The following is a 25528-nucleotide window of genomic DNA, read 5'->3' as shown; positions in this document are numbered from 1 at the left end:
TCAGCCGTTCGTGTGGGCGGGCAGCCAGACAGTGAAAATCGCGCCGCCGTCTTTTTGGTTGGCCGCCGTGATCAACCCGCCCGCTTCTTGAATGATGGTCTGACTGATCGACAGGCCCAGCCCTGTGCCCTCGGCCGATTTGGTTGTCAGGAATGGGTCAAACACCGCGTTGATTTTATCCAGCGCAATGCCGGGGCCGGTGTCTGACACCGTCATACACACCCCGGCCTTGCCATCACGTTCGACGTCATAGGTATTGATTTTCAGCGTGCCGGATTTGCAGTCGCCCATGGCTTGCACGGCATTGATGATCAGATTGATCACAACCTGCTGGAACTCGCCCGGGTCAATCAACACCCGGGCTTTGGCAGTCTGATCTTGCTCAAGCGTGATGTCCTGTTTGACGAACTGGTGCTTGACCAAAACCAGACTGTCGTTGATCGGAACTGACAGATCGATGCTTTCCGCGAAATCGCCGAATTCTCCGGGGCGGGCGAATTGCAATAGCTTCCCGACGATGGCGCCAATGCGAACGATCTGCCGGTCGATCAGGTTTAGCTCGGTTTCAACAGGTGCCGCGTTTTCCCCCAACGACTCGCGGATAACGTCCACATTGCCTTGAATGACGGCGACAGGGTTGTTGATTTCATGCGCGACCCCGGCGGTGATTTCGCCAATCGAGGCCAGTTTTTCTGACATCACCAGTTGCTGAAACGTGTCTTCCAGCTTTTGGTTGGCCCGATGCAGCTCTGCCGTGCGCCGGTCTACCCGGTCGTTGAGCTCATCCGCCCAGGATCGCAGTGTGCGGTCTCGCTCCTGAACCTGATCCAGAAGCTCGTTCAGGTGGGTCGCTACCTGTCCGATTTCGTCGCTGTTTGATACATTGCTGATCCGCGCCGCCAAATCCCCGTCCTCGACGCGCTGCATGGTGTTGGTCATGCGTTCCAGCGGCGAAAAAATGCCCTTGGCCAGATATAAAAACAGCGGGGCGGAAATGATCACCACCGCCGCAAAAGAGGCTAAAACCGCCCAATAAGCGGCGCGTTTGGCCGTGTTGTAGGGCGATTCAAGAAACCCGACATAGAGCATCCCAACCCGTCCACCAAAGCTGTCGACGATAGGCAGATACCCCGAAATGTACCAATCGTTGACCACAAAGGCGCGATCCAGCCAGGTGCGCCCTTCGTTCAAGACCTGATTTCTGACCACCGCACTCACCCGGGTCCCCAAGGCGCGAACATCCTCGAAGAGACGCACATTGGTGGACACCCGCACATCCTCAAGAAACAGGGTCGCGGTGCCTTGGCGGTTGGGCACGCCCGGCTGTTCACTTTGATAAACCAGCGCGTTGATCGTATCGATGAATTGCAGGTTGCGGTTTAGCAGAATGCCGCCAACCAGCACGCCCTCATGGCCCTTGATCGCGACGGGGGCCGCGCTGTGCACCACCATGCCCCGATCTTCGACGGTGCGGTCCGTCGGTACGGCGGCTTCGGTTGGGATCAGCGGCAAACGTGCGCGGGCCATCATTTCAGGCGATAGGGTTCGCAAATCCTGATTGGACAGAATATCGATTTGCGTATCCAACATTCCTGCGCCCGCCGTAGCAATCACCGGCCATCGTTTGGCGGGCAGCAACAGGTCTTCGCTGGGCAGAAAGTACAGAAAATCCAACGAGAGCGCGTCACGCATATCCGCCAGATGTCGGGCTACGGCGAAATCCCCGGTTTGGGCGGCCAAGAGAAAATCCGTAGAGTTCGACACCGCCTGAATGCTGGCCCCTGTGCCCGCCATGATCTGGCCCAGATATTGTTCGGCAATCCGCAGATCGCTTTCGACTTTGGCGATTAGAACGTCGTCATAGTCTGCCGTCCACCGGGTCATGGCCAGCACCAGCAACATCGGCATCAGCACGATAAGCGGAAGCAAGGCCATAAGCAGCAGTCTTAGGCGAACAGATTTCAAGTTGCCTCCGCCGGGTTGTCCTGACGGGCCAGCCAATCAAGGATGGCGTCTGGGGTTGGGGCGATTTCTTCGGCGAAACTGTCGGCAAAATCCAGAAAGGCGGGGCGATGCGAGCGGCCCGTCGATGTCAGGACAGGGATGCCGCGCGACAGTGCCTCGGCGATGACCATGCGAAACCCGCGGCCCTCAATTTCCTGTTTGCCGTATTTGTTCACGATCAACAAAACCGTGTCATCCGACAACGTCGTTTCGACCAGTCCGACCGCGCGTTCAAACGCGTCTGGCTCAAGTCGGCATCCAACCGCCCCCGGGCCAAGGCGCTGGCTGATGGTAAACCGTTGATCCGTGCCCAATACGCGCAGCACCATGTCACAGCGGGTGACTTCGTCGCCCCCTAAATTCTCTTGAACCGCGCCGGCCAGATGCTGCCCTTCCGCCTCTAGTTGAGAGGCGATTTTATTCAGCAGTCGATCAGCGCTGCCGCGTCCGTCATGGGTGATAAACCCAAGCATGAGAACCCTTCTTATGTCTCCGGCCTGTAGCCCTATGCGAATGTCTACAGTATACTGATAAAAAAAGGAAAACCAAACTCATGACGCGCACGCCGATCCTGTTGCCTGATCCGTCTGACGAGACCCTGACACGGCCTGTTTCCGGCCGCGATCAGAACGGCAATGAAGTGCAAATCCGGGTAGTGGAAGAACGTCCGCTGACCATCTTTTTGAACAGTCAGGAAATCGTCACGGCGATGACAATCGGGGACTATCCTGAGTATCTTGCGCTTGGTTTTCTGCGCAATCAGGGCATGCTTTTGGCCGACGATCAGGTCACCGGCGTTGACTATGACGACGACCTTGAAACCATCGTTGTCCGCACGGCGCGTGAAACCAGTTACGAGGAAAAGGTCAAGAAAAAGACCCGCACGTCGGGCTGTGCTGTCGGCACGGTTTTCGGCGACATGATGGAGGGGCTGGAGGGGCTGAAGCTGCCCCCGGCCGAGCTGCGCACCAGCTGGCTCTATGCCCTGTCAAAACAGATCAACACCCTGCCATCTTTGTATCTGGAGGCAGGCGCAATTCACGGTACGGTTTTGTGCGAACAGCACACGCCATTGGTTTATATGGAGGACGTCGGGCGCCATAACGCGGTTGATAAAATCGCCGGTTGGCTGTTTCGCCATGGCGCGCCGGTCGAGGATAAAATCCTCTATACCACTGGGCGGCTGACCTCGGAAATGGTGATCAAAACCGCGCAGATGGGCATCCCGGTTTTGGCGTCGCGCTCGGGGTTCACCGCTTGGGGAGTCGAGATCGCGCAGCAGGTCGGATTGACGTTGATCGGGCGACTCCGCGGGCAGCGGTTCGTCTGTTTGTCGGGCGAGGAGCGGTTGATTTACGACGCCGATATTACCGCTGTCGCCCCCGAAAACCGCAAGCATCGCCGCAAGAGTGCCGCACATGACTGATCATATTCTGGGCGTGATACTGGCCGGGGGGCAGGGCACTCGGATGGGGGGCTGTGACAAGGCGCTTTTGCAGCTTGGCGGCCAAACCCTGTTGTCCCATGTTATCACTCGGTTGCGCCCGCAGGTTGCTGAAATCGCGCTGAATGCCAACGGCGATGCCGCGCGGTTTGCCGATTTCGGCCTGCCTGTTGTGGCAGACAGCATTGCCGGGCATCCGGGGCCGTTGGCCGGTGTTCTGGCCGGGCTGGATTGGGCTGCGGGGCAGGGCGCGCAGGCCATCATCACCGTTGCTGCTGACACTCCGTTCTTTCCCAATGATCTGGCGGCGCATCTGTTAGAGGCGTCTCATGGGCAGGAGCACCCGCTGGTTCTGGCCGCGACAAAGGGCGAGGCCCAGACCAAAAGCAAATCCAAATCTGGCCTGATCCGTCATCCCACTTTCGGGCTGTGGCCCGTCGCTTTGCGCGATGATCTGCGGGCGGCGCTTGGGGGTGGGTTGAAGAAGGTCGTGCTGTGGTCCGATCCTCATGGCGGGCGCGAGGCCCTGTTTCCGGTTGGGGATTTTGATCCGTTTTTCAACATAAACACGCCCGAAGATCTGACCCGGGCTGACGCGTTGCTACAACAGGAGGCAACATGAAGGTATACGGGGTAACCGGTTGGAAAAACGCCGGAAAAACAGGTCTTGTGGAACGTCTGGTGGCCGAAATCACTGGGCGTGGTTTTACAGTATCGACCATCAAGCATGCGCACCACGCCACCGAGATCGACCATCCCGGGCGTGACAGCTATCGCCACCGCGAAGCCGGCGCGCAGGAGGTCGTGGTATCGTCTCCGCGTCGTTGGGCCGTGATGCATGAACTGCGCGGAGCGCCCGAACCTTCACTGGATGAAATACTGCGAAAGATCAGCCCGGTCGATTTGGTGTTGATCGAAGGCTACAAACGCGAACCCCACCCCAAGGTTGAGGCCCACAGAGCCGAAACAGGCCACCCGCTGCTTGCGCCCGAGAACCCGACGATCCGGGCGATTGCTTCGGACGCCGGGGTGCAGGTGGGCGATCTGCCCGCATTTGATCTGGATGATACGGCGGCGATTGCCAATTTTATTCTGACGCAGGTTGGCCTGCCAAAGGAGCCTGACAATGTCTGAGCCCCTGATCCCGCCACGCCTGCGCGACGACTGTTTTGCCATGCCCCAAGGGGTTGATTGGATCTCGGTCGAGGATGCCCAGACACGTCTGCGGGCGATCCTGCCGCCGGTAAAGCAGATGGAAACCCTGACCACGGCGCAGGCCGCAGGCCGGGTGCTGGCACAGGATTGCATCGCCCAACGTTCCAACCCGCCTGCACCAAATTCGGCGGTTGATGGTTATGGCTTTGCCCACGTCGCGACCGGTGCCGGGGTGCAAACCCTGCCTTTGGTCAACGGGCGCGCCGCAGCGGGGCAACCTTACGACCAGGAAGTCCCCGCCGGTCACGCCATTCGTATCCTGACAGGCGCGATCCTGCCCAAGGGCGTAGACACCGTGGTGCTGGAGGAAGACTGTTCAACCGATGCAACACGCGTGGCTTTTGATGGCCCCATCAAGCCAAACGCCAACACGCGCAAAGCGGGGGAAGACGTGCAGGAGGGGCAGATCGCGCTGACCAAGGGCCATCGCCTGCGCCCGCCAGACATTGCCCTTTTGACGGCATTGGGCATTGCGCAAGTGACCGTCTTTCGCCCGTTGCGGGTGGGGGTTTTGTCGACCGGGGATGAGCTGCTGGCTGATCCGTCGATACAGGGGGGGGCGCATAACATCTATGACGCCAACCGCCCGATGCTGCTGTCTCTGATTGCTGGCTGGGGCTATACGCCTGTTGATCTGGGCCATGCGCCCGATGATGCCGATGCGATCCGCGCCAAACTGGATAACGGGGCGCAACACGCCGATGTGATCCTGACCTCGGGTGGGGCTTCGGCGGGCGATGAAGACCATGTCTCGCGCCTGTTGCGCGACACCGGCAGCCTTTCCAGCTGGCGCATTGCGCTGAAACCCGGGCGGCCTTTGGCGCTGGCGTTGTGGCAGGGCGCGCCGGTCTTTGGCTTGCCCGGCAACCCGGTCGCCGCCTTTGTCTGTGCCCTGATCTTTGCCCATCCTGCCTTGGCGCAAATGTCGGGTGCCGGGTGGCAGGCGCCTGCGGGTCTCACCGTGCCCGCCGCGTTTTCCAAGAACAAGAAACCCGGGCGGCGCGAATACCTGCGCGCCCGTTTGAATTCTGACGGCGCTGCAGAGGTATTTGCTTCCGAAGGCTCGGGCCGCATAAGCGGTTTGGCCTGGGCTGAAGGGCTGGTAGAGTTGCCAGACGAAGCCATCGCAGTTCAACCGGGAACGCCGGTGCGCTTTCTGCCTTACGCGGGCTTTGGGATTTAAGAAACCACCTTACGGATCAGGTAGGCCGTGGCGTCGCCTTCCTGCGTTGTTCCCAGAAAGCTATGCCCTGATTCATTGCAAAAATGCGGGACATCCACCACCGCGGCGGGATCGGTCGCGATCAGGCGCAAAACCGATCCGTCTTGCATCGCTTTCAGGCGTTTGCGCGCTTTGAGCACCGGCAAAGGGCACAAAAGCCCGGTCGCGTCGATTTCTTCGTCCCATGTCATAGAAAAAGAGGTAGAAACTATAGACGTGGATGTCCAGAACAGGCTTGGCAAATTCTGCATGTCACCAAGATGGGGCGCTTTAAGGTCAAGAAAATGAAAGATTATTCTCTCGTGTTAGGGCTTTCAGGGTCAGTTTCTGACCGGGTGCGGTGGATCAGGTCATGACCACCGACACGATGGACGGCGTCTGGAAGACCGGGAAAGGACGCGGGCGGGCAACGCCAAAGGGGCGGCAGCTGGATGACGCGGCCGCCCAACAGCTGCGTTCCTTGCTGGGCGCGCGACCACGCCGCCGTGATTTGCTGATCGAATTTCTGCACCTTTTGCAGGACGCCTATGGCCATCTGTCGGCGGCCCATTTGTGTGCTTTGGCCGATGAACTGCGCATCAGCCAGGCCGAAGTCTATGAGGTTGCAACCTTTTACGCGCACTTCGATGTGGTCAAAGAGGGCGAGACCGCGCCGCCCGCTTTGACAATACGCGTGTGTGACTCGCTGTCATGCGAATTGGCGGGGGCGCAGCAGTTGAAAGAGGCGCTTGAAGACGGGATGAACCCGGCGCAGGTGCGTGTTTTGCGCGCGCCTTGCATGGGCCGCTGCGATACCGCACCCGTGGTTGAGCTGGGCCATCACCATATCGACCACGCCTCGGTCCCGAAAATTCAAGCCGCGATTGACGCTGGTGCGACCCATCCGATCATCCCAAATTATCAAGGGTTTGAGGCCTATCAGTCCGAGGGCGGCTATGCCACGCTGCGCCAATTGCGCAAGAGTGGTGATTGGCAGAACGTGCAAGAGCAGATCAAAGAGGCTGGTCTACGCGGGCTTGGCGGGGCTGGCTTTCCGTCGGGCACCAAATGGGGTTTTGTCCGCGCCAATGATGGCCCGCGCTATCTGGCCGTGAACGGCGACGAGGGCGAGCCGGGCACGTTCAAAGACCGTCAGGTGTTGGAACAAACGCCGCATCTTTTTCTTGAAGGGATGTTGATTGCCGCTTGGGCGATAGAGGCCGAGACCTGCTTTATCTATCTGCGCGATGAGTACCCAGCCGCGCGCGAAGTGTTGCGACAAGAGATTGCCCGGCTTGAAGCCGAAGGAATCGTCGCCCCCGGATATATCGACCTGCGGCGCGGTGCCGGGGCGTATATCTGCGGCGAAGAATCCGCGATGATCGAAAGCATTGAAGGCAAGCGCGGCCTGCCGCGCCATCGTCCGCCCTTTGTGGCGCAGGTCGGCGTCTTTGATCGCCCGACCTTGGTGCACAACATCGAAACCCTATACTGGGTCGCGCGTATCCTGCGCGAAGGGGCGCAGGTGTTGAACGCGACGCAAAAGAACGGGCGCACCGGGTTGCGGAACTATTCGGTTTCAGGCCGGGTTGCCAAGCCGGGCGTGTACCTGCTGCCCGCGGGTTCGACCATTCTGGACATCATCGACGCAGCCGGCGGCATGGCCCAAGGGCACAGCTTCAAGGCCTATCAACCCGGCGGGCCATCTTCGGGCCTGTTGCCTGCGTCTTTGAACGCCGTTCCGCTGGATTTCGATACATTGCAGGAACACGGCACCTTCATCGGTTCGGCCGCCGTGGTGGTGCTGTCAGATCACGATTCCGCCCGCGGCGCCGCGCTGAACATGATGCGGTTCTTCGAAGATGAATCCTGCGGCCAATGCACGCCCTGCCGCGTGGGCTGTGAAAAGGCCGTCAAGCTGATGCAGGCGGATCGCTGGGATCAGGACCTGCTCGAAGAGCTGAGCCAAACCATGGTCGATGCCTCGATCTGCGGGCTAGGGCAGGCGGCCCCCAACTGTCTGCGCCTGACCATGAAACACTTCCCGGATGAGGTGTAAGATATGACCGACACGATCACCTTTACCCTTGATGGCGAAACGATTCAGGCCCAGCCCGGTGAAACCATCTGGCAGGTCGCCCATGGCCGTGGGCTAATCATCCCGCATCTGTGCCACAAACCCGCGCCCGGCTACCGCCCCGACGGCAATTGCCGCGCCTGTATGGTTGAGGTCGAAGGCGAGCGCTCGCTGGTGGCCTCGTGCATCCGTGAACCGGCTGAGGGCATGGTGGTACACTCCGATAGCACTCGTGCCAAAACCGCCCGCAAGATGGTGGTTGAAATGCTGGTCACCGACCAGCCCGAGGTGGCGCATGATGCGTCCTCGCATCTGGCCGACATGGCGGCAGTGAACGGCGTTTCCGACAGCCGTTTCCCCAAGCTGGAAAAGGACCGCGTGCCGCTGCTGGACGACAGCCATGTGGCGATGCAGGTCAATCTGGATGCCTGTATCCAATGCGGCCTGTGCGTGCGCGCCTGCCGCGAGGTGCAGGTGAACGATGTGATCGGCATGGCCGGACGTGGGCACGACGCCTATCCGACGTTTGACATGGCCGACCCGATGGGCGCCTCCAGTTGCGTGGCCTGCGGCGAGTGTGTTCAGGCTTGCCCGACCGGCGCTTTGCTGCCCGCCACGGTGCAGGGCGACAGCGCAGATTTCGACGAAGAAGTCGCCAGCGTGTGTCCGTTTTGTGGTGTTGGTTGTCAGGTCAGTCTGAAGGTCAAAGACGGCAAGGTGAAATATGTCGAAGGGCTGAACGGCCCCGCCAATGAAGGCCGCCTGTGCGTCAAAGGCCGGTTTGGGTTCGATTACATCCACCACCCGCACCGCCTGACCAAACCGCTGATCCGGCGCGACGACGCACCCGCCAAGGGGCTGAACGTCGACCCCGGCGATCTGCTGACCCATTTCCGCGAGGCCTCGTGGGACGAGGCGCTGGATGCCGCCGCCAAGGGGCTACAGGACATCAGCGGGCAGGGCGTGGCCGGGTTTGGCTCGGCCAAATGCACCAACGAAGAGGCGTATCTGTTCCAAAAACTGATCCGTCAGGGCTTTGGCCATAACAACGTCGATCATTGCACAAGGCTGTGTCATGCCTCATCGGTTTTTGCGCTGGTTGAAAACGTTGGTTCGGGTGCTGTGACCGCCACATTTAACGAGATCGAAAACGCTGATGTGGCCATCGTGATCGGCTGCAACCCGCTGGAAAATCACCCCGTCGCTGCGACCTATTTCAAGCAGTTCACCCAGCGCGGTGGCAAGCTGATCGTGATGGACCCGCGCGCGCATGGGCTAAGCCGGTTCGCCACTCATACGCTGCAATTCAAGCCCGGCGCGGACGTCGCCATGCTGAATGCGATCATGGCCACGATCGTCGAAGAAGGCCTTTACGATCAACAGTATATCGACGCCTACACCGAAAACTGGGAGGCCGAAAAAACCCATCTGGCCAACTTCAAACCCGAAGACATGGCCGAGCATTGCGGCATTGATGCAGACACCCTGCGCGCCGTTGCCCGCGACTTTGCCGGGGCCAAAGCGGGGATGATCTTTTGGGGCATGGGCGTGTCGCAACACATCCATGGCACCGACAATTCCCGCTGTCTGATCAGCCTTGCGCTGATGTGCGGGCAGGTGGGGCGGCCGGGCACGGGCTTGCACCCGTTGCGTGGACAGAACAATGTTCAGGGCGCGTCCGATGCGGGCCTGATCCCGATGTTCCTGCCGGATTATCAGGACGTCACCGACCCCGAAGTGCGCAGCCATTTCGCCGACATGTGGGGGGATGCTATTGCCGCTGAAAAAGGCCTGACGGTGACCGAGATTTTGGACGCCGTGCATGCTGGTCGGATCAAGGGCATGTATATTCTGGGGGAAAACCCCGCCATGTCCGACCCAGATGTTGATCACGCCCGCGCCGCGCTGGCCAAGCTGGATCATCTGGTGGTGCAGGATATTTTCCTGACCGAAACCGCGAACTATGCCGATGTGGTTCTGCCCGCCGCCGCCTTCTATGAAAAGGCCGGGACGGTGACGAATACCAACCGGCAGGTGCAGATCGCCCGCGCCGCTGTGCCCGCCCCGGGCGAGGCGCGCGAGGATTGGCGCATCACCACCGATCTGGCCAATCGACTGGGGTTGCAATGGGACTATACCCATCCCTCACAGGTCTTTGCCGAGATGAAGCTGGGCATGCCGTCGCTGAACAACATCACCTGGGACCGGCTAGAGGCCGAAGGCGCCGTGACCTACCCGTGCCCTGCACCCGATCATCCGGGTGAAGCTGTGGTGTTTGGCGATGGCTTCCCGCGCCCAGAAGGCCGGGCCAAATTCACCCCTGCCGCGATCATCGCGCCCGATGAAGCCGTCGATGACGATTTCCCGATGGTGATGACCACGGGGCGGCAGCTGGAGCATTGGCATACCGGCTCGATGACCAGACGCGCCAGCGTGCTGGATGCTGTCGAGCCCGAGGCGAACTGTTCTCTTCATCCGCGGACCTTGCGCAAACTGGGCCTATCCCCTGGGCAAGACATCCGCCTGATCAGTCGACGAGGAGAGATTACAATCATGGCACGGGCCGATCGCGCAATCGCCGAAGGCATGGTGTTTGTGCCCTTCGCCTTTGTGGAAGCCGCCGCCAACATCCTGACCAACCCGGCGTTGGATCCCTTTGGGAAAATTCCGGAATTCAAGTTTGCGGCTGTGCGGGTAGAGCCTGCCTGAACGTCAGCTGATACCCTGTCAAAGAACCAAAAAAGCCCTTAAATCGCTAAGACTTAAGGGCTTTTTATGGCTCCGGCGGTAGGGATCGAACCTACGACCAATTGATTAACAGTCAACTGCTCTACCGCTGAGCTACGCCGGAATGTGAAGCGCGATATAGCAACAGGCTTCGGGCGCGTCCAGAGGGGAATGCACAAAAAGTTTCAGTTTTCTCACTCCAAACGAAATTGGCTGTGCAGGCCGGGCGACCCTTCGCAGGACGTCAGGTTTCTGGCTGTTAAATCAAGCAGATGGGCCAGAACATTGCGGGTGGCCGCGGGCAGCAGGTTGGGGGCCAGATCGGTGTAGATCTGTGCGGCCAGTTCGGCGGGGGTGGCCTCAGCCCCTTGTAAGGCCAGCAAAATTTGCCTCTCGCGCGTTTGGCGGTGGGTGCGCAGATGGGCGATACGCCCCGCAGGGTCCGCGACCGGAGCCCCATGCGCTGGATAGAATACCCGGGCGTCCTGCGCGCCCAGCCGGTCCAAAGACACCATAAAGTCTGTCACGCTGCCATCAGGGGGAGACACCATTGACGTGGCCCAGCCCATGACGTGATCACCGGTAAATATCCGATCGCCGCTGACAAAGCACATGTGATTGCCCATATGGCCGGGCGTCCAGATGGCGCGGACGGGCAGGGCACCAACATCTACGACATCCCCGTCGGCCAGACACTGATCGGGCGCGAAATCCGCGTCCACTCCTTCACCGCCCCCCAGATCCGTCAATACGGCCAGTTCTGCCCGCAGCCCGGCGCGGCTGTCGCCAAAGGCATAGACCGGGGCCCCGGTGGCCGCCTTCAACATCGGAACCCCAAGCGAGTGATCCCTGTGGGAATGGGTTACCAGGATATGAGAGACCTGCTCGCCCGGTTCCAGCGCGGCCAGGATCGCGTCAATGTGGGTTGGCTCAGCCGGTCCGGGATCAATCACCGCCACCGTGCCGCGTCCCAGCAGATAGGTGTTGGTGCCACGAAAGGTCATCGGCGAGGGGTTGGGCGCCAGCACGCGGCGGATGTCTGTGTCCAGCCACTCGCACAGACCCGCTACCGGGTTGAAATCATCTTCTGCCTGCATCTTGCGCTTCCTTCAGAGCCTGCCGCCCGGTACGGTCTAACGCATGAAACAAGGTTGGATCAAACGTACTTTACCCCGAAGCCTCTATGGTCGCGCGGCACTTATCCTGATCGTGCCCATCGTCACGATCCAGCTGGTGGTGTCCGTGCAGTTTATTCAACGCCATTTCGAGGGCGTGACCAAACAGATGTCGCGCAATATGGCGCGCGAGGTGTCGTTTATCGTCGATCAAATTGACGCGGCCCCCAGCCTGCCGCTCGCATTGCAAGACCTGACCCCGGCGCTAAGCGCCCTGGCCATCGAAGTTGCGCCCACCGATCAGGCCACCGGCCCCGACCGCCGATCGCCGATAGATTTGTCCGGCCGCTTTGTTATCTCAAATCTCTATGCCCAACTGCCTCAGTTGGTCTCGGTTGATCTGCGGGGTGACACGCCTTGGTATGAGGTCGCCAAGCAGTTGCGTCTGCACCTGAAGACCCGGCATGGGGATGTCGAAGTGGCCTTTGAACGGGTGCGGGTGTCGGCCTCCAACCCACATCAGCTGCTGGTTTTGATGATCTTCGCCAGTATTTTGATGACGGTGATCGCCTTCATCTTTCTGCGCAATCAGCTGCGCCCGATCCGGCGCCTTGCCCGCGCCGCCGAAGCCTTTGGTAAGGGGCAGTCCGTGCCCTATCGGATCTCTGGTGCAAACGAGGTGCGCGCGGCGGGCAGTGCGTTCTTGAACATGCGCGGCCGGATCGAGCGTCAGATCGAACAGCGCACCATGATGCTGTCCGGTGTCAGCCATGATCTGCGCACGCCGCTGACTCGGATGCGGCTAAGCCTGTCGCTGATGGAGGAAACCCCTGAGACCGAAGAGCTGAACCGTGACGTGAAAGATATGGAACGTATGCTGGACGGTTTTCTGGATTTCGCCCGATCCGAAACTCTGGATGACCCCGAACCGACCGATCCGGCGGCTTTGCTGCGCGGGGTGGCGGATAAGGCGGTGCGTTCCGGCGGGGTGGTGACCTTGGGCGTGCTGCCTGACGGGGTCAGTGTCCCGCTACGCGCCGTTGCCATTGAACGCGCCGTCCAGAACCTTGTGAACAACGCGCTGAACTATGGCGCGAGCTGCCATTTGTCTCTGGATGTCAGCGACAAGATGATCCGTTTTAGTGTCGAGGACGATGGTCCCGGCATTCCCGCCGACCAGAGAGAGGCCGCGGTGAAGGCCTTTAACCGGCTGGATCAGTCGCGCAACCAGAACCGTGCGCCGGGTGTCGGATTGGGGCTGGCGATCGCTTCGGAAATCGCGCGCAGCCATGGCGGTGTTCTGCGTCTGGGAGACAGCGGTGATCTGGGTGGGCTGAAAGCTGAGCTGGTGTTGGCGCGCTAAAGCAAAGTGCCCTGTACCGGTTCGATCAGCTCGGGTCCGTCGTCTTTCAGCCCAAATTTTGGCACCTGATGAAACCGCATCCGGCCCTCCCATGACAGGCCAAGGTCCTGCGCTGCTGCATGGTCGATTTCACCACGCAGCCAGGGGGCGGTTTCGTCTTCGGACAGGATCACCGGGGTACGGGCGTGGATGTCAGCAAGTTGCGGCAGGGCCGCGCGGGTCAGGATGGTGCAGCTGCGGGTGCCATCATGCAACTGCGTATGCAACCCGGCCAAAAGCATCGCGGGCGCGTTGGTGTCGGGGGCAATCCACCAAGGTTGCTTGGCACCTTTGGGGCCCGTCCATTCATAATAGCCCGAGGCCGGAATCACGCAGCGCCCGGTCTGCCACGCGCCTTTGAAGGCGTTGGTCGTGTTGGCGCTTTCGATGCGGGCATTGAAGGTTGTGGCTTTCCAGTCTTTCATCGGACCGCGAAACCAGCCCGGCACCAGCCACCAGCGTGCTGGGGCCATGTGCAGGGTTTGATCCTGCCCATAGACGATCTGCACCTGTTGGGTTGGTTTCACATTCCAGCTTGCGGGCAGGGGCAGATGCTGGCCCTCACGCATAACGCTGTCCCAGTCCAGAAAGCCTTGCTGCCATGCGATAAACTGCGCCCAGCTGAGGTCGGGAAGTCCAATTCTGCCACACATGATGGCAGGCTATCGCGGTTCAGGAGGGTTTGGTAGGCCCGGCAGGACTTGAACCCGCAACCAAAGCGTTATGAGCGCTCTGCTCTAACCAATTGAGCTACAGGCCCACCGTGGCGATCTGGGTAATCAGACCAGCGCCGCGCGTCAAGCGTCGTTTGCACTTCGCATGAGCGTGATGGACGGGTGCTGCGCCAGTGCGGTCCGCAAGGTGGTCACAACCGTTTGCATCGTGCGGGTCATGGCACGGCGGCTGGGGTAGATAATGTGGATGTCTTTGGTCTCAAGCGGGTAGTCGGGCAATACCGGCACGACCTCGCCCCGTTCCAGCAAGTCTTCGATCATCAACAGCGGGGCGCGTGAAATCCCGGTGCCGTTCAGCACCGCGTGGATGATCAGTTCTGGGCTGGCGGCGCTAAGACCGACCGGGATGGCGACATCGACGGTGCCGTCGCCATCGCGCAGGGCCAGACGCATATCACCGCCGGTTTCATTGAACTGCACAAACTTCATTTGCTCCAGATCGCCTGGGCGGGTCGGGATGCCGTGGCGCTCAAGATAGCTCGGCGCGGCAAAGAGCATCGTGTCAATCGTTGCAAGTTTTCGTGCATAGCCGCTGGTATCGCCCAGCTGGCCGGTGCGGATCGCAAGATCATAGTTTTCTGCCACCACATCGACCAGCCGGTCTTCAAGCCGGATGACCAGATCAAGCTCGGGATAGCGGCTGTTCAGATCAATCAATGCGGGGCCAACCAGAAGCTTGCCCAGATAGCTGCCAATGCTGATGCGCACAGTGCCCGAAACAGACTGAAAGAGAGCCTCAACATCGTCACCCATCATATTGTAATTGCGTAGGATTTCCTGCGCGCGATCATATACGATCTGACCGGCCTCGGTGGTGCGAACCCCTTTGGGGCTGCGTACAACCAGATCGTGCCCCATCAGCTGTTCCAGAGACTTGATCTGCTGGCTGACAGCGGACTGGCTGATGTTGATCCGCTGCCCGGCGCGGTTAAAGCTGCCGGTTTCGATCGCGGTTACGAAGGTTTCCAATGCGGTCATGCGGTCCATGGGTGCCTCTTGGGTATTAGCCACTCTTATATCCCATATGAGCACGCCCCCGCTACCTGCAAGCCCCTGAGGTGACATATCAGGGCGACAGACACATTTTTCTGCAACCCAACGGAGACCAACATGACCCTGTCCCGCAGATCCTTCCTGTCCGCCACCGCCGCGCTGCCCCTTGCCACCACTCTGACCGCGGCCCCTGTGCGTGCTATGACATCCCAAGCAAGCACGCAGGTGGCGGGCATCCACCGCACCCGTATTGGCGATTCCGTCGTCACCGCCCTTCTGGACGGCTATGTCGACCTGCCCACCGGTGTTCTTTCGTCATTTGATGAGGCGCAGGTATCGGGCGCGTTTGCCGACTATGGCCACAAGATCAACGATGGCCACATGCGCATTCCCGTCAACGGCTACCTGATCGAAACCGGCGAAAAGAAGATCCTGGTCGATGCTGGCGCGGCTGATCTGTTTGCGCCGACGCTGGGCTCGCTGACCGCCAACCTGAAAGCGGCTGGCGTGACCCCCGATCAGATCGACATGGTGCTGCTGACCCACCTGCACGTGGACCACGTCGGCGCCCTGATCGACGGCGAAGGCAATGCTGTTTTCCCGAACGCCGAAGTCGCTGTTGCCCAATCCGAATGGGATTTCTGGTATGACGACGCGATGATGGCGGCCGGCGGAGAGGAGGCCGCCGGTTTCTTCCAGGCCGCACGCGCCACTACCACGCCCTACAAAGACCGCCTGAAACTGTTCTCGGGCGAGGCCGATCTGGGCGCAGGCATCACCACCATGCCGCTGCCGGGCCACACACCGGGCCACAGCGGGTTCACCCTGTCTTCGGGCGACGATAGCCTGCTGTTCTGGGGCGACATCGTCCACCTGACGGGCCTGCAGTTCACCCACCCCGAACTGACCGTCGCTTTTGATATGGACCGCGATCAAACCCTGAAAACCCGCGCCAAGATGATGGACATGGCCGCGACCGACAAGTTGCTGGTCACCGGCATGCACGTCGATTTCCCCGGCTGGGGGCAGGTGCTGCGCGCGGGCGATGCCTATCGTTATCAGGCGTCCCCGTGGAACTACGCGGTTTAATCCGCCATCAGACCCCGCTGAATGCGCTTTGGCGGGGTCAACACATCTTTCCATTTCCGGTGCGATGCGATAACCCGGCGCCAACTCAATAGCCGGAGATCGTGAATATGAGCACCGAGGGTAAGAACGGCCTGACTTACGCCGACGCAGGCGTCGACATCGATGCGGGCAATGCTTTGGTGGATCGGATCAAACCGGCCGCCAAGCGCACCAACCGCCCCGGCACGATGGCCGGACTGGGCGGTTTTGGCGCGCTGTTCGATCTGAAAGCTGCAGGCTATGACGACCCGATCCTTGTAGGCGCCACCGATGGCGTGGGCACCAAGCTGCGCATCGCGATTGACACTGGCGAGGTCGGCGGCGTGGGCATCGACCTTGTCGCCATGTGCGTCAACGATCTGGTCTGTCAGGGCGCCGAGCCGCTGTTCTTTCTGGATTACTTCGCCACCGGCAAACTGTCGGTCGACGAGGCCGCCAAAGTCGTCGAAGGCATCGCCGAGGGCTGTGTGCGTTCCGGCTGCGCTTTGATTGGCGGCGAGACCGCTGAAATGCCCGGCATGTATGAAGACGGCGATTTCGATCTGGCGGGCTTCTCGGTTGGGGCGATGAACCGCGGGGCGGACCTGCCTGCGGGTGTGACCGAGGGCGATGTTCTGCTGGGACTGGCCTCGGACGGGGTGCATTCCAACGGCTATTCGCTGGTGCGCAAGGTTGTGGAGCTGTCCGGTCTGGGCTGGGACGCCGAGTGCCCGTGGGCTGAAGGCACGCTGGGCGCCAACCTGCTGACGCCGACCCGCCTGTATGTAAAACAGGCGCTGGCCGCTGTACGGGCAGGGGGCGTGCATGGGCTGGCCCATATCACCGGTGGCGGTCTGACCGAAAACCTGCCCCGCGTGCTGCCCGAAGGGCTGGGCGCCAAGGTCGATCTGACCGCGTGGGAGCTGCCTGCGATCTTCCGCTGGCTGGCCGAAAACGCCGGCATGGAGGAGGCCGAGCTGTTGAAAACCTTCAACTCTGGCATTGGCATGATCGCCGTTGTTGCAGCGGACCGCGCCGACGCGATTGAAGAGCTGCTGAAAGCCGAAGGCGAGACCGTGTACCGCATTGGTTCGGTGATTGAGGGCGAGGGCGTCGCCTATGAGGGCGCGCTGCTTTGAGCCGCGTTGCGATCCTGATTTCGGGCGGCGGCTCCAACATGGTGGCGCTGGCCCAGTCCATGACGGGTGAACACCCGGCGCGGCCCTGTCTGGTGCTGTCAAACGTGCCCGGGGCAGGTGGGTTGGCCAAGGCTGCCGATATGGGTATCGCCACCGCCACCGTGGATCACAAACAGTTCGGCAAGGATCGCGAGGCCTTTGAGGGCGCGTTGATCGACGCGATTGACGCCCACCAGCCCGACTTTCTGGCGCTGGCCGGGTTTATGCGCATCCTGACGCCTAAGTTCATCAACCATTACGCAGGCCGGATGCTCAACATCCACCCGTCGCTTTTGCCCAAGTACAAGGGGCTGCACACCCATCAGCGCGCCATTGATGCGGGTGATGCCGAGGCCGGGTGTTCGGTGCACGAAGTCACCGCCGAACTGGATGGCGGCCCGATATTGGGGCAGGCCAAGGTGCCGGTGAACGCCGGTGACACATGGGAAGATCTGGCCGCGCGAGTCCTGCCGATGGAGCATCAGCTTTACCCCGCCGTGCTGCGCCGGTTTGTGCAAGGCGACCGTTCCCCGGTCTTTCTGCCCTGACAGGGTTTAAATTCCTGTCCAGATTGCCTAAACCGGTTGGAATAGCCATAAAACGAGCAGTCTTCACCGTATGCGTACCCTGACCACGACCCAAGAACTTGCCGATTTCTGTGAACTGGCCAAAGCAGGCCCCTATGTCACGATCGATACCGAGTTTTTGCGCGAGCGGACCTATTACGCGAAACTGTGTCTGGTGCAGCTGGCGCTGCCCGATGACGGAGAGGCGGTGCTGGTCGATCCGCTGGTTGATGGCATGTCGTTGCAGCCTCTTTATGACCTGTTTGGCGATACCACCGTCGTAAAGGTTTTCCATGCTGCACGTCAGGACCTTGAGATTTTCTTTATCGAAGGCAATGTCCTGCCCGACCCCCTGTTTGATACGCAGATCGCAGCGATGGTTTGCGGCTTTGGTGAGCAGGTCGGCTATGAAACCTTGGTGCGCAAGATCGCCAAAGCGTCGCTGGATAAGACCTCGCGCTTTACTGACTGGTCGCGCCGCCCGCTGTCTGAGGCGCAGAAAACCTATGCGCTGGCCGATGTCACCCATCTGCGGGTGATCTATGAGTTTTTGCAGGGCGAGCTAGAAAAAAGTGGCCGTGACAAGTGGTTGCGCGAAGAGCTTGAAGTGCTGCTGACGCCTGAAACCTATGTCGTGCAGCCGTCGCAGGCCTGGAAGCGCGTGAAAACCCGCACCCACAGCGGCAAGTTCATGGCGCAGGTGCTGGAACTGGCGCGCTTTCGCGAAGGCTATGCCCAGGCCCGCAACATTCCGCGCAACCGGGTGTTCAAGGATGACGCCTTGCTTGAGATGGCCTCGACCAAGCCGAAAACCGTGCAGGACCTTGGCCGGTCGCGCCTTTTGCTGCGCGAGGCCCGCAAGGGTGAGATCGCCGAGGGCATTCTGGCAGCTGTCAAAGCCGCGGCTGAGCTTTCGCCCGAGGATTACCCCAAGGTGTCCAAACCCAACGACAAGCTGCAGGTAAACCCGGCTTTGGCCGATCTGCTGCGGGTGCTGCTGAAAGCCAAGGCCGAAAACGAAGGCGTGGCGCAAAAGTTGATCGCGACATCGGCCGATCTGGATCAGATCGCGGCGGGGCAGCGCGATGTCATGGCGTTGCAGGGCTGGCGGGCCGAAGTGTTCGGCAAAGACGCCCTGCGCCTGTGCAATGGCGAACTGGCGCTGGCAACCAAAGGCCAGAAAGTCACGGTTGTTGAGCTTTAACGGCGGCTGCTGCGCTGGTTTTGTGCGCCCAGAACGATGATCTGGCGGATACCTTCTAGGGTTTGATCGGATACAAACAAACCGGCACTGACTTCGCGCGATACAGGTGCGCCTTGCGGCGACACAAAGGTTGGCTGCTCGGCGCGGAATTGCAGCACCAGAACGCCCGCCTGATCGGTATTCTCATCCGTGACCAGTTCCGCATCCCAATAGCCCTGCGTCGGCGGCAGGCCTATTGCTGTAACCAAGGCACCGCCGGGCACCGCGTCGACCTTCATCGAAACAACCTGATCGACCAAACCGCGACGGTCGAGATCAGCCAGTTCAGGCGCCAAGTCTTTTTCGGGTTCGGACCGCTGAAACCAGTTGAACGGGTTTACGCGCGATTCCCGCACCGAGGCACAGCCGGTCAGCAGGGTGATCGCCGCCAGCGCGGCCAGAAGCGGTTTTTTCATCGTCATCCCTCAAATTGCCCCACCGGGTTAGCCCAATACGCGCCGCTTGAAAACCCGTCACTGGACCTTCGGGGCGCAACACCTTAATTCAATCGCAAAGACATGGGGCGGACATATGGCCAGCGAAGCGTTTGAAGAGATCGTCGAAACCTTTGAGTTTCTGGAGGACTGGGAAGACCGGTACCGCCATGTGATTGACATGGGCAAAGCCATGGCGCCGCTGGACGACGCGCTAAAGGTGCCTGCCACAAAGGTGGATGGCTGCGCCAGTCAGGTTTGGCTCCACCCCGAGATCGAAGGCTCAGGGCCGCAGGGTGTGTTCCGGTTTCAGGGGGAAAGCGATGCGATGATCGTGCGCGGGCTGATCGCGATCCTGCATGATCTTTACAGCGGATTGACCAACGCCGAAGTGTTGAAGGTTGACGCGCCCACCGAGCTTGCCCGGCTGGGCCTGAACGAGCATCTTTCGGCACAACGTTCGAACGGCGTACGGGCGATGGTTGAACGTATTCGCCTATTGGCGGCAGCGGCCTGATCATCGGTCCCTGTAATAGCGCAGAACGTACAACCGGATGGCTGTGGCCAGCCCGGTTTCCAGCCCGCGTTCGGCGTCAATTTCCGCCGCCAAAGCATTGATTGGCATAGATTTCGCCTCGGCGATGTCGCGAAACCCATTCCAGAAGTCGTCTTCCAAAGACACGCTGGTACGGTGCCCTTTCAGCGTCAGAGATCGTTTCACGGGGCGGGTGCTCATGCGTCGTCCCGTTCGTGCCCGTCCAGATCGCGCCGAGTCTTGTCGGCGCGGGCTTTTTCCAGCTCCCGCTCGGACTTCGAACGGCCGAACTTCGCCGCATTCTCATCGCCCTGCGCGCGCTTCGCGGCGCGCGCCTTTGATTTGCGGAACTGGTTCAGGTTGGTGACGTTGCTCATGGCGCCATCATGGCCAGCATCCGCACAAAAGAAAAGGGCGGCGCACGCGGCACCGCCCTTTGGATGGGGTTTGACCCGGCTTATTTGGGGCCGATCATCAGCTCGGGGCGGACAACCTCGTCAAAGGTTTTCTCGTCCACGAAACCAAGCGCGATGGCCTCTTCTTTCAGGGTCGTGCCGTTTTTGTGCGCGGTCTTGGCAACCTTGGTGGCGTTGTCATAGCCGATGGTCGGGGCCAGAGCGGTGACCAGCATCAGGCTCTCTTTCATCAGCTTGTCGATACGCGGCTCGTTGGCTTTGATGCCGTTCAGCATACGCTCGGTGAAGCTGTCGGCGACGTCGCCCAGAAGCTGCATGGACTGCAGCAGGTTGTAGGACATCATCGGGTTGTAGACGTTCAGCTCAAAATGGCCCTGCGACCCGGCGAAAGTCATGGCGGCATTGTTGCCCATGACGTGCGCGGCGACCTGGGTCATGGCCTCGGCCTGGGTCGGGTTCACCTTACCCGGCATGATCGAGCTGCCCGGCTCGTTTTCCGGCAGGATCAGCTCGCCCAGACCCGAACGCGGGCCCGAGCCCAGGAAGCGGATGTCGTTGGCGATTTTGTACATCGAGCCAGCAACCGTGGCCAACGCGCCCGACATAAAGACCATCGCGTCATGGGCTGACAGGGCTTCGAATTTGTTGGGGGCGGTCACAAACGGCAGGCCGGTGATTTCAGCCATGTTCGCCGCGACGGTTTCGCCCCAGCCGGGGGCCGTGTTCAGACCGGTGCCAACGGCGGTGCCGCCTTGGGCCAGCTCATAGATGCCGGGCAGGGCGGCCTCAACGCGGGCGATGCCCTGACGGATCATGTGGGCATAGCCGCTGAATTCCTGACCCAGGGTCAGCGGGGTCGCGTCCTGAGTGTGGGTCCGGCCGATCTTGATGATGTCTTTGAACTCTTCGGATTTGGCTTCCAGACCCTCGGCCAGTTTGGTCAGGCCGGGCAGCAGCGTGTCGCGCACCATCATCGCAGCACCAATGTGCATCGCGGTGGGGAAGGTGTCGTTGGAGGACTGACCCATGTTGCAGTGGTCGTTCGGGTGGACCGGATCCTTGGAGCCGATCACGCCGCCCAGAATTTCGATCGCGCGGTTGGCGATGACCTCGTTGGAGTTCATGTTCGACTGGGTGCCCGAGCCGGTCTGCCAGACAACCAGCGGGAAGTTGTCGTCAAACTTGCCCTCAAAAACTTCGCCCGCGGCCTGAATGATAGCGTCGGCCAGTTTCGCGTCCAGTTTGCCGCTTTCCTTGTTGGCCATGGCGCAGGCTTTTTTGATCACACCCAGCGCGCGTACGATGGCGACGGGCTGTTTTTCCCAGCCAATGGGGAAGTTCATGATCGAGCGCTGCGTCTGTGCGCCCCAATACTTGTCGGTGGGAACTTCCAGCGGGCCAAAGCTGTCGGTTTCAGTGCGGGTATCTGTCATGTTTCTCTCCTCCGGCATGCGTTTGCATACCGTTTAATGCCAGCGGCATGGCAATACAATCTTGGGTGGGGGGCGTTAGCGCTATTTCCGAAACTGATCGAGGCTGACAACCTCGGCGTCGGCTTTTGGAGCCTCTTCCGTGTTGTCTTCGGACAGTTCTTCCAGTTCTTCCTCGTCTTCGTCGTCCTCATCCTGCGTTTCGAATCGCAGGCCAAACTCGACCGACGGGTCGACAAAAGTGCGGATCGCGTCCAGCGGGATATACAGCGGTTCCGGGCTGTTGCCGAAGTTCAGCGTGATCGAGAACCCGTCTTCATCCACCTCAAGGTTTTCGAACCAATGCTGGATCACCACGGTCATTTCTTCGGGGTAGCGTTCGCGCAGCCAATCTGCCAGCGCCGCGTCCGGGTCGGTGGTGTCAAAGGTGATGAAGAAATGATGCTCTCCGGGCAGGCCGTTTTGTGCCACATCGGTCAGAACCTTGCGGATCAGACCCCGCATGGCGCTGTGCATCAATTGACCATATTCGATATGCTCAGACACGGGTGCTCCCTACCAGTCGAACTCGGTGTCAGCATAGGGGATTCGTCGCTTAAGTGAAGAGGCGGTGTTCAATTTGCGATCATGCCGCTGGCTGCGCCCAATACGGCCATTATTGCCAGCACCGGCAGAAGCGACAATCGCCGCCACAAAAGCATCGCTGCAGCGCAGAGGGTCAGCACGACAACCGGCGTTTGCAGGCTGCTCCAAACCGGCCAGATCAGCGTCACGGGGCCGGCGGATAACTGGCCGACATCGCCAAACAGCACATGGATCGCAAACCACAGGGACAGGTTTGCAATCACCCCGACAACGGCAGCTGTCACAAAGGCCAAGGCGCCCGAAAGGCGCGGCTGCGCGGCCAGCCGGTCAATGTAAGGGGCACCTGCGAATATCCATAAAAAACAGGGGGTAAAGGTAACCCAAAGCGTGACCAAAGCACCGGCCAGCGCCATGCCCCAGCCCCCGGAAAATGCGGCGATAAAACCGACGAACTGGGTCACCAGAATCAAGGGTCCGGGCGTGGTTTCGGCAAGGCCCAGCCCGTCCATCATCTGTGCGGTTGTCAGCCAGCCGTGATCCGACACTGCCGCTTGCGTCATATATGCCAAAACCGCGTAGGCGCCGCCAAAGGTCACCACCGCCAGCTTGGAAAAGAACACCGCGATCTGCGGCAGGGGGTCGGGCCCCCACAGCAGCAAGGCCGCCACGGGCAACAGCCAGATTGCTGCCCATATCATCACCGTGCGCAGCGTGCGCGGCCGGCCTTGTGGCGGCACATCTGCCGCCGTGCCATAGCTGGACCAAAACCCATAAGCCGCGGCCAGCGCGATAATCAGTGGGAAGGGCAAGTTGAGCACAAATATACTAACAAAAGACAACAACGCCGTGGTCAGGTGCGCGCGGCCCTTCATTGCCTTGCCTGACAGGCGTATCAACGCCTGCAACACAATCACCACCACCGTGGCTTTGACCCCGGTGAACAGCGCCTCGACCACCGGCAGTTTGCCGTAGACCGCATAGATTGCAGAAAGGGCCAAAACCACGCAAGCCCCTGGTAATACGAACAAAAGACCAGCGATCAGCCCGCCGAGCGTACCGCGCAGCCGCCACCCGACATAGGTGGCAAGCTGCATGGCTTCGGGGCCGGGCAGCATCATGCAAAAGCTAAGCGCGCGTAGGTATTGCGCATCGCTGAGCCAGCGATGTTCTTCGACCAATTCGCGATGCATCAGGGCGATCTGCGCGGCAGGTCCACCAAAGGACAACAGCCCGATCCGTCCAAAAACGCGGGTTAGTGCGCCAAGGCCCGGCGTTGCGTTAAGTTCCGACTGCGCCACCTGCATTCCCCCGGTTGCTGTCGGTCAGGGACAGACCGTGCGGGGGCGATTCTGTCAAGCGGCCTCTATTCCAACTGCTTGGCCAGACAGGCAAATTTCCATTGTGCCCGGCGGCAGAAGTTCGGCCTGTTCCAGCAAAGAGATATAGTCAAAGTGATTGTAGGCCTCGACAATGTAAGGGCCTTCCATCCGCATCATGACCTGCCCGGTGAAAGACATCGCAAGACCTTTTTCGCGGTGGCGCAGATCCATTTGGATCAAGGCAGACACCCAGTTGTCTTGCTGGATGACGTGCAACACCGCCACCTTCAGCGGTTCAAAAAACAGGCGTCCCGCCGTAACAAATTCTTTGGTATCTTCAGGACCGGCGGTGAAGCCGTTAACAAATCCTGCGGCTTTGGTGTCAGGTTTAAAGAACATATCCACCGCGTCCAGATTCCCCTCGATCCAGACTTGTTGATACCAGGCTTCAAGCATAGCTTTGATTTGCATGGATTTTTTTGCTCCACAAGGGGTTCGCGCAGGGCAAATATAGGCTGGGCGGCCTTTCCAAACTGATAACGCTTTGTGAAGGTTTTGTAATACAGGCTTCTGTTGCCAGGTGCCTGCGAACCCCGCCTGAGGCTGCAAAGCGTCAGGGCTTAAATTTCGGTCTTTCGGACTGCTTAAGCAGCCAGAGCAACCGGAGCTTTGTTGTCATTTGCAACTAGCTTAATCGGACCGGTAACGGTGGTTCCTCACCGAGCAAAAGCTAACCCCTTTAGACGTCCGTCGATCCTATTTCGGCCCCATGATCCCCAAATGAAGGATGATTGGTGGAGCCGCCGGGTACCGCCCCCGGGTCCGATCCGCTTATTACGAGCGCGTTTATTGCCATAGTCCCGAAGGACATACCTGAGATAGGGGAAACCACGGCGGGTTTCAAGCGTACGCAGGCGTAAGACAGGTTGAAATCCGTGGTTCTGCGGGATGCACATGGCATGCACATCCGATGCACATCTCATGCATACGCGATGTGGCGGGGGTGGGTTAACCCTTGGCTTTGGCGCGGGCCTGCAGGGTGGTTTCCCCCAGCATCTGGGTGATCTGTTCCAGCTCGGTCAGGAGGGTTTCCGCCTGCGCAGCGTCGCCGTTTTCCAGCGCATCGGTCAGGGTGGTGTGCAGGTGGATGATTTGCTCGCGCGGGCGGGCGGAGTAGGTGATCATGTTCATCAGCGGTTGCATGGCCTCAACCGCGCCGGCCAGTTGGTAGGACAGCACCGGGTTGCCGGCGCCATCGACCAGCGCCCGGTGAAAGGCCACGTCCGAGGCGCAGAAGCTTTCGTCTGACAGGCCCGGCTGCGACTGGCGGTGCACCTCGGCCCGCATTGCGGCCAGATGATCGGCGCTGCGCCGTTGGGCCGAAAGCGCCACACAGGCGCGCTCCATCGCAAAGCGGGCCTCGCAGGCGGTGTGAAAATCGACCTCGTTCATGCTGAGCAAGAGGGTGGAGGTGGTGATCTGCTGGCCATAGGCTTCGTCATAGGACAGCCGGTTCACATAGGCGCCGCCCGTTGCCCCGCGCCGGGTGCGGATCAGGCTTTGCGCCGCCAGACGTTTCAGGGCCTCGCGCACGGTTGGGCGCGACACACCGAAAGTGTCTGAAAGCTCGGCCTCGGACGGCAGGCGCGCATCGACGATCAGCTGGCCAGATACGATCGCGTCGCGGATCGCCTCGGCGATCTGGGCGGACAGGTCGCGGTCTGGGGACAGCTGGGTTTTCATGCGCGCTCCTGCGGTGACTTTGGCGATTTTAATTGTCAGACAATTAATTGTATGACATTT

Annotated in this window: 26 protein-coding genes, 2 tRNA genes and 1 other RNA gene; 12 read left to right on the top strand and 17 right to left on the bottom strand. The window is 60.3% G+C overall.

The features are described from left to right. Both ATO10_RS10790 and ATO10_RS10785 read right to left on the bottom strand, forming a co-directional pair. Nucleotides 1–1965: a sensor histidine kinase gene (locus tag ATO10_RS10790; protein WP_035251323.1), complete on the bottom strand. Its 1965-nt coding sequence runs from the start codon at nucleotides 1963–1965 to the stop codon at nucleotides 1–3. Beyond that, nucleotides 1962–2477, bottom strand: a complete 516-nt coding sequence (locus tag ATO10_RS10785) for a DUF2478 domain-containing protein (RefSeq protein ID WP_035251322.1) — start codon at nucleotides 2475–2477, stop codon at nucleotides 1962–1964. Before ATO10_RS10785 ends, ATO10_RS10790 begins: the two co-directional genes overlap by 4 nt. An 80-nt stretch (nucleotides 2478–2557) precedes the next feature. Here ATO10_RS10785 and ATO10_RS10780 point away from each other — a divergent pair, with 80 nt between their 5' ends. From ATO10_RS10780 to ATO10_RS10765, 4 genes are read left to right on the top strand one after another with little or no spacing between them, the layout of a single operon-like run. Then, nucleotides 2558–3430, top strand: a complete 873-nt coding sequence (locus ATO10_RS10780) for a formate dehydrogenase accessory sulfurtransferase FdhD (RefSeq protein ID WP_035251320.1) — start codon at nucleotides 2558–2560, stop codon at nucleotides 3428–3430. Beyond that, nucleotides 3423–4070, top strand: coding sequence for a molybdenum cofactor guanylyltransferase MobA (gene mobA / locus ATO10_RS10775; protein ID WP_035251319.1), 648 nt, complete (start codon nucleotides 3423–3425; stop codon nucleotides 4068–4070). The genes ATO10_RS10780 and mobA overlap by 8 nt, the downstream gene beginning before the upstream one ends. Continuing rightward, the gene (gene mobB, locus ATO10_RS10770; RefSeq protein ID WP_035251316.1) at nucleotides 4067–4582 is read left to right on the top strand and encodes a molybdopterin-guanine dinucleotide biosynthesis protein B; all 516 of its coding nucleotides are present in this window, start codon (nucleotides 4067–4069) and stop codon (nucleotides 4580–4582) included. The genes mobA and mobB overlap by 4 nt, the downstream gene beginning before the upstream one ends. Further along, complete coding sequence (locus ATO10_RS10765) at nucleotides 4575–5846, top strand: molybdopterin-binding protein (RefSeq protein WP_035251315.1); 1272 nt, start codon at nucleotides 4575–4577, stop codon at nucleotides 5844–5846. Before mobB ends, ATO10_RS10765 begins: the two co-directional genes overlap by 8 nt. On the opposite strand, the gene ATO10_RS10760 is transcribed toward ATO10_RS10765, so the two are convergent. Next, on the bottom strand, nucleotides 5843–6076 hold the full coding sequence (locus tag ATO10_RS10760) for a sulfurtransferase TusA family protein (RefSeq protein WP_035251313.1): 234 nt from the start codon (nucleotides 6074–6076) through the stop codon (nucleotides 5843–5845). The genes ATO10_RS10765 and ATO10_RS10760 overlap by 4 nt on opposite strands. Nucleotides 6077–6237: 161 nt before the next feature. On the opposite strand from ATO10_RS10760, the gene ATO10_RS10755 reads away from it, so the two are divergent. Further along, nucleotides 6238–7923 carry an NAD(P)H-dependent oxidoreductase subunit E gene (locus ATO10_RS10755; protein WP_035251312.1) on the top strand — a complete coding sequence of 562 codons (1686 nt, stop codon included), beginning with the start codon at nucleotides 6238–6240 and terminating at the stop codon, nucleotides 7921–7923. 3 nt (nucleotides 7924–7926) lie between these two features. After that, the gene (gene fdhF / locus ATO10_RS10750; RefSeq protein WP_035251310.1) at nucleotides 7927–10650 is read left to right on the top strand and encodes a formate dehydrogenase subunit alpha; all 2724 of its coding nucleotides are present in this window, start codon (nucleotides 7927–7929) and stop codon (nucleotides 10648–10650) included. Nucleotides 10651–10717: 67 nt separating this feature from the next. On the opposite strand, the gene ATO10_RS10745 is transcribed toward fdhF, so the two are convergent. Both ATO10_RS10745 and ATO10_RS10740 read right to left on the bottom strand, forming a co-directional pair. Next, nucleotides 10718–10792, bottom strand: a tRNA-Asn gene (locus ATO10_RS10745). A 70-nt stretch (nucleotides 10793–10862) separates the two neighbouring features. Beyond that, nucleotides 10863–11765 (bottom strand): MBL fold metallo-hydrolase, encoded by a 903-nt coding sequence (locus ATO10_RS10740; protein WP_035251308.1) that lies wholly within the window; start codon nucleotides 11763–11765, stop codon nucleotides 10863–10865. A gap of 43 nt (nucleotides 11766–11808) precedes the next feature. On the opposite strand from ATO10_RS10740, the gene ATO10_RS10735 reads away from it, so the two are divergent. Further along, nucleotides 11809–13146 carry an ATP-binding protein gene (locus tag ATO10_RS10735; RefSeq protein WP_035251306.1) on the top strand — a complete coding sequence of 446 codons (1338 nt, stop codon included), beginning with the start codon at nucleotides 11809–11811 and terminating at the stop codon, nucleotides 13144–13146. On the opposite strand, the gene ATO10_RS10730 is transcribed toward ATO10_RS10735, so the two are convergent. The 3 genes from ATO10_RS10730 to ATO10_RS10720 form a co-directional block, all read right to left on the bottom strand. Continuing rightward, nucleotides 13143–13838 (bottom strand): SOS response-associated peptidase, encoded by a 696-nt coding sequence (locus ATO10_RS10730; RefSeq protein ID WP_035251304.1) that lies wholly within the window; start codon nucleotides 13836–13838, stop codon nucleotides 13143–13145. The genes ATO10_RS10735 and ATO10_RS10730 overlap by 4 nt on opposite strands. Nucleotides 13839–13868: 30 nt before the next feature. Beyond that, a tRNA-Ile gene (locus ATO10_RS10725) sits at nucleotides 13869–13945 on the bottom strand. Between the two features lie 37 nt (nucleotides 13946–13982). Next, complete coding sequence (locus ATO10_RS10720) at nucleotides 13983–14906, bottom strand: LysR family transcriptional regulator (RefSeq protein WP_051598087.1); 924 nt, start codon at nucleotides 14904–14906, stop codon at nucleotides 13983–13985. Nucleotides 14907–15029: 123 nt separating this feature from the next. Here ATO10_RS10720 and ATO10_RS10715 point away from each other — a divergent pair, with 123 nt between their 5' ends. The 4 genes from ATO10_RS10715 to rnd all read left to right on the top strand — a co-directional run bounded on the left by ATO10_RS10715 (nucleotide 15030) and on the right by rnd (nucleotide 18967). Then, on the top strand, nucleotides 15030–16001 hold the full coding sequence (locus tag ATO10_RS10715) for an MBL fold metallo-hydrolase (protein WP_035251302.1): 972 nt from the start codon (nucleotides 15030–15032) through the stop codon (nucleotides 15999–16001). 107 nt (nucleotides 16002–16108) lie between these two features. After that, a complete protein-coding gene (gene purM / locus ATO10_RS10710) occupies nucleotides 16109–17158 on the top strand; it encodes a phosphoribosylformylglycinamidine cyclo-ligase (protein WP_035251300.1) in 1050 nt (349 codons plus the stop codon). Next, nucleotides 17155–17745: a phosphoribosylglycinamide formyltransferase gene (gene purN, locus ATO10_RS10705; RefSeq protein ID WP_035251298.1), complete on the top strand. Its 591-nt coding sequence runs from the start codon at nucleotides 17155–17157 to the stop codon at nucleotides 17743–17745. Before purM ends, purN begins: the two co-directional genes overlap by 4 nt. Nucleotides 17746–17815: 70 nt before the next feature. Beyond that, nucleotides 17816–18967, top strand: a complete 1152-nt coding sequence (gene rnd / locus ATO10_RS10700) for a ribonuclease D (RefSeq protein WP_035251297.1) — start codon at nucleotides 17816–17818, stop codon at nucleotides 18965–18967. Here the strand turns inward: rnd and ATO10_RS10695 are convergent. Then, nucleotides 18964–19422 (bottom strand): hypothetical protein, encoded by a 459-nt coding sequence (locus tag ATO10_RS10695; protein ID WP_035251296.1) that lies wholly within the window; start codon nucleotides 19420–19422, stop codon nucleotides 18964–18966. The two genes, rnd and ATO10_RS10695, sit on opposite strands and share 4 nt — an antisense overlap. A gap of 115 nt (nucleotides 19423–19537) precedes the next feature. Between ATO10_RS10695 and ATO10_RS10690 the strand changes: the two genes are divergently transcribed. After that, nucleotides 19538–19957, top strand: coding sequence for a SufE family protein (locus ATO10_RS10690; protein ID WP_035251295.1), 420 nt, complete (start codon nucleotides 19538–19540; stop codon nucleotides 19955–19957). Here ATO10_RS10690 and ATO10_RS10685 read toward each other — a convergent pair whose 3' ends face one another. The 8 genes from ATO10_RS10685 to ATO10_RS10655 all read right to left on the bottom strand — a co-directional run bounded on the left by ATO10_RS10685 (nucleotide 19958) and on the right by ATO10_RS10655 (nucleotide 25468). Further along, nucleotides 19958–20176 carry a ribbon-helix-helix domain-containing protein gene (locus ATO10_RS10685; RefSeq protein ID WP_035251294.1) on the bottom strand — a complete coding sequence of 73 codons (219 nt, stop codon included), beginning with the start codon at nucleotides 20174–20176 and terminating at the stop codon, nucleotides 19958–19960. Further along, nucleotides 20173–20352: a DUF4169 family protein gene (locus tag ATO10_RS10680; protein ID WP_035251293.1), complete on the bottom strand. Its 180-nt coding sequence runs from the start codon at nucleotides 20350–20352 to the stop codon at nucleotides 20173–20175. The genes ATO10_RS10685 and ATO10_RS10680 overlap by 4 nt, the downstream gene beginning before the upstream one ends. Before the next feature lie 80 nt (nucleotides 20353–20432). After that, nucleotides 20433–21824, bottom strand: coding sequence for a class II fumarate hydratase (gene fumC / locus ATO10_RS10675; protein WP_035251292.1), 1392 nt, complete (start codon nucleotides 21822–21824; stop codon nucleotides 20433–20435). Nucleotides 21825–21905: 81 nt separating this feature from the next. Continuing rightward, nucleotides 21906–22367, bottom strand: coding sequence for an SspB family protein (locus ATO10_RS10670; protein ID WP_035251291.1), 462 nt, complete (start codon nucleotides 22365–22367; stop codon nucleotides 21906–21908). 68 nt (nucleotides 22368–22435) lie between these two features. Further along, nucleotides 22436–23710: a chromate efflux transporter gene (gene chrA, locus ATO10_RS10665; protein ID WP_035251290.1), complete on the bottom strand. Its 1275-nt coding sequence runs from the start codon at nucleotides 23708–23710 to the stop codon at nucleotides 22436–22438. Nucleotides 23711–23758: 48 nt separating this feature from the next. Beyond that, nucleotides 23759–24196 (bottom strand): ester cyclase, encoded by a 438-nt coding sequence (locus ATO10_RS10660; protein WP_035251289.1) that lies wholly within the window; start codon nucleotides 24194–24196, stop codon nucleotides 23759–23761. An 88-nt stretch (nucleotides 24197–24284) separates the two neighbouring features. Further along, nucleotides 24285–24633, bottom strand: a transfer-messenger RNA (tmRNA) gene (ssrA, locus tag ATO10_RS16225). A gap of 100 nt (nucleotides 24634–24733) precedes the next feature. After that, nucleotides 24734–25468: a FadR/GntR family transcriptional regulator gene (locus ATO10_RS10655; protein WP_035251288.1), complete on the bottom strand. Its 735-nt coding sequence runs from the start codon at nucleotides 25466–25468 to the stop codon at nucleotides 24734–24736. Between the last annotated feature and the right edge of the window lie 60 nt (nucleotides 25469–25528).

It is taken from the genome of Actibacterium atlanticum (assembly GCF_000671395.1).
Classification (GTDB): Bacteria; Pseudomonadota; Alphaproteobacteria; order Rhodobacterales; family Rhodobacteraceae; genus Actibacterium_D; species Actibacterium_D atlanticum.
The sequence above is the reverse complement of the archived record's forward strand: the minus strand, read 5'-3'. Positions and strand labels throughout refer to the sequence as shown.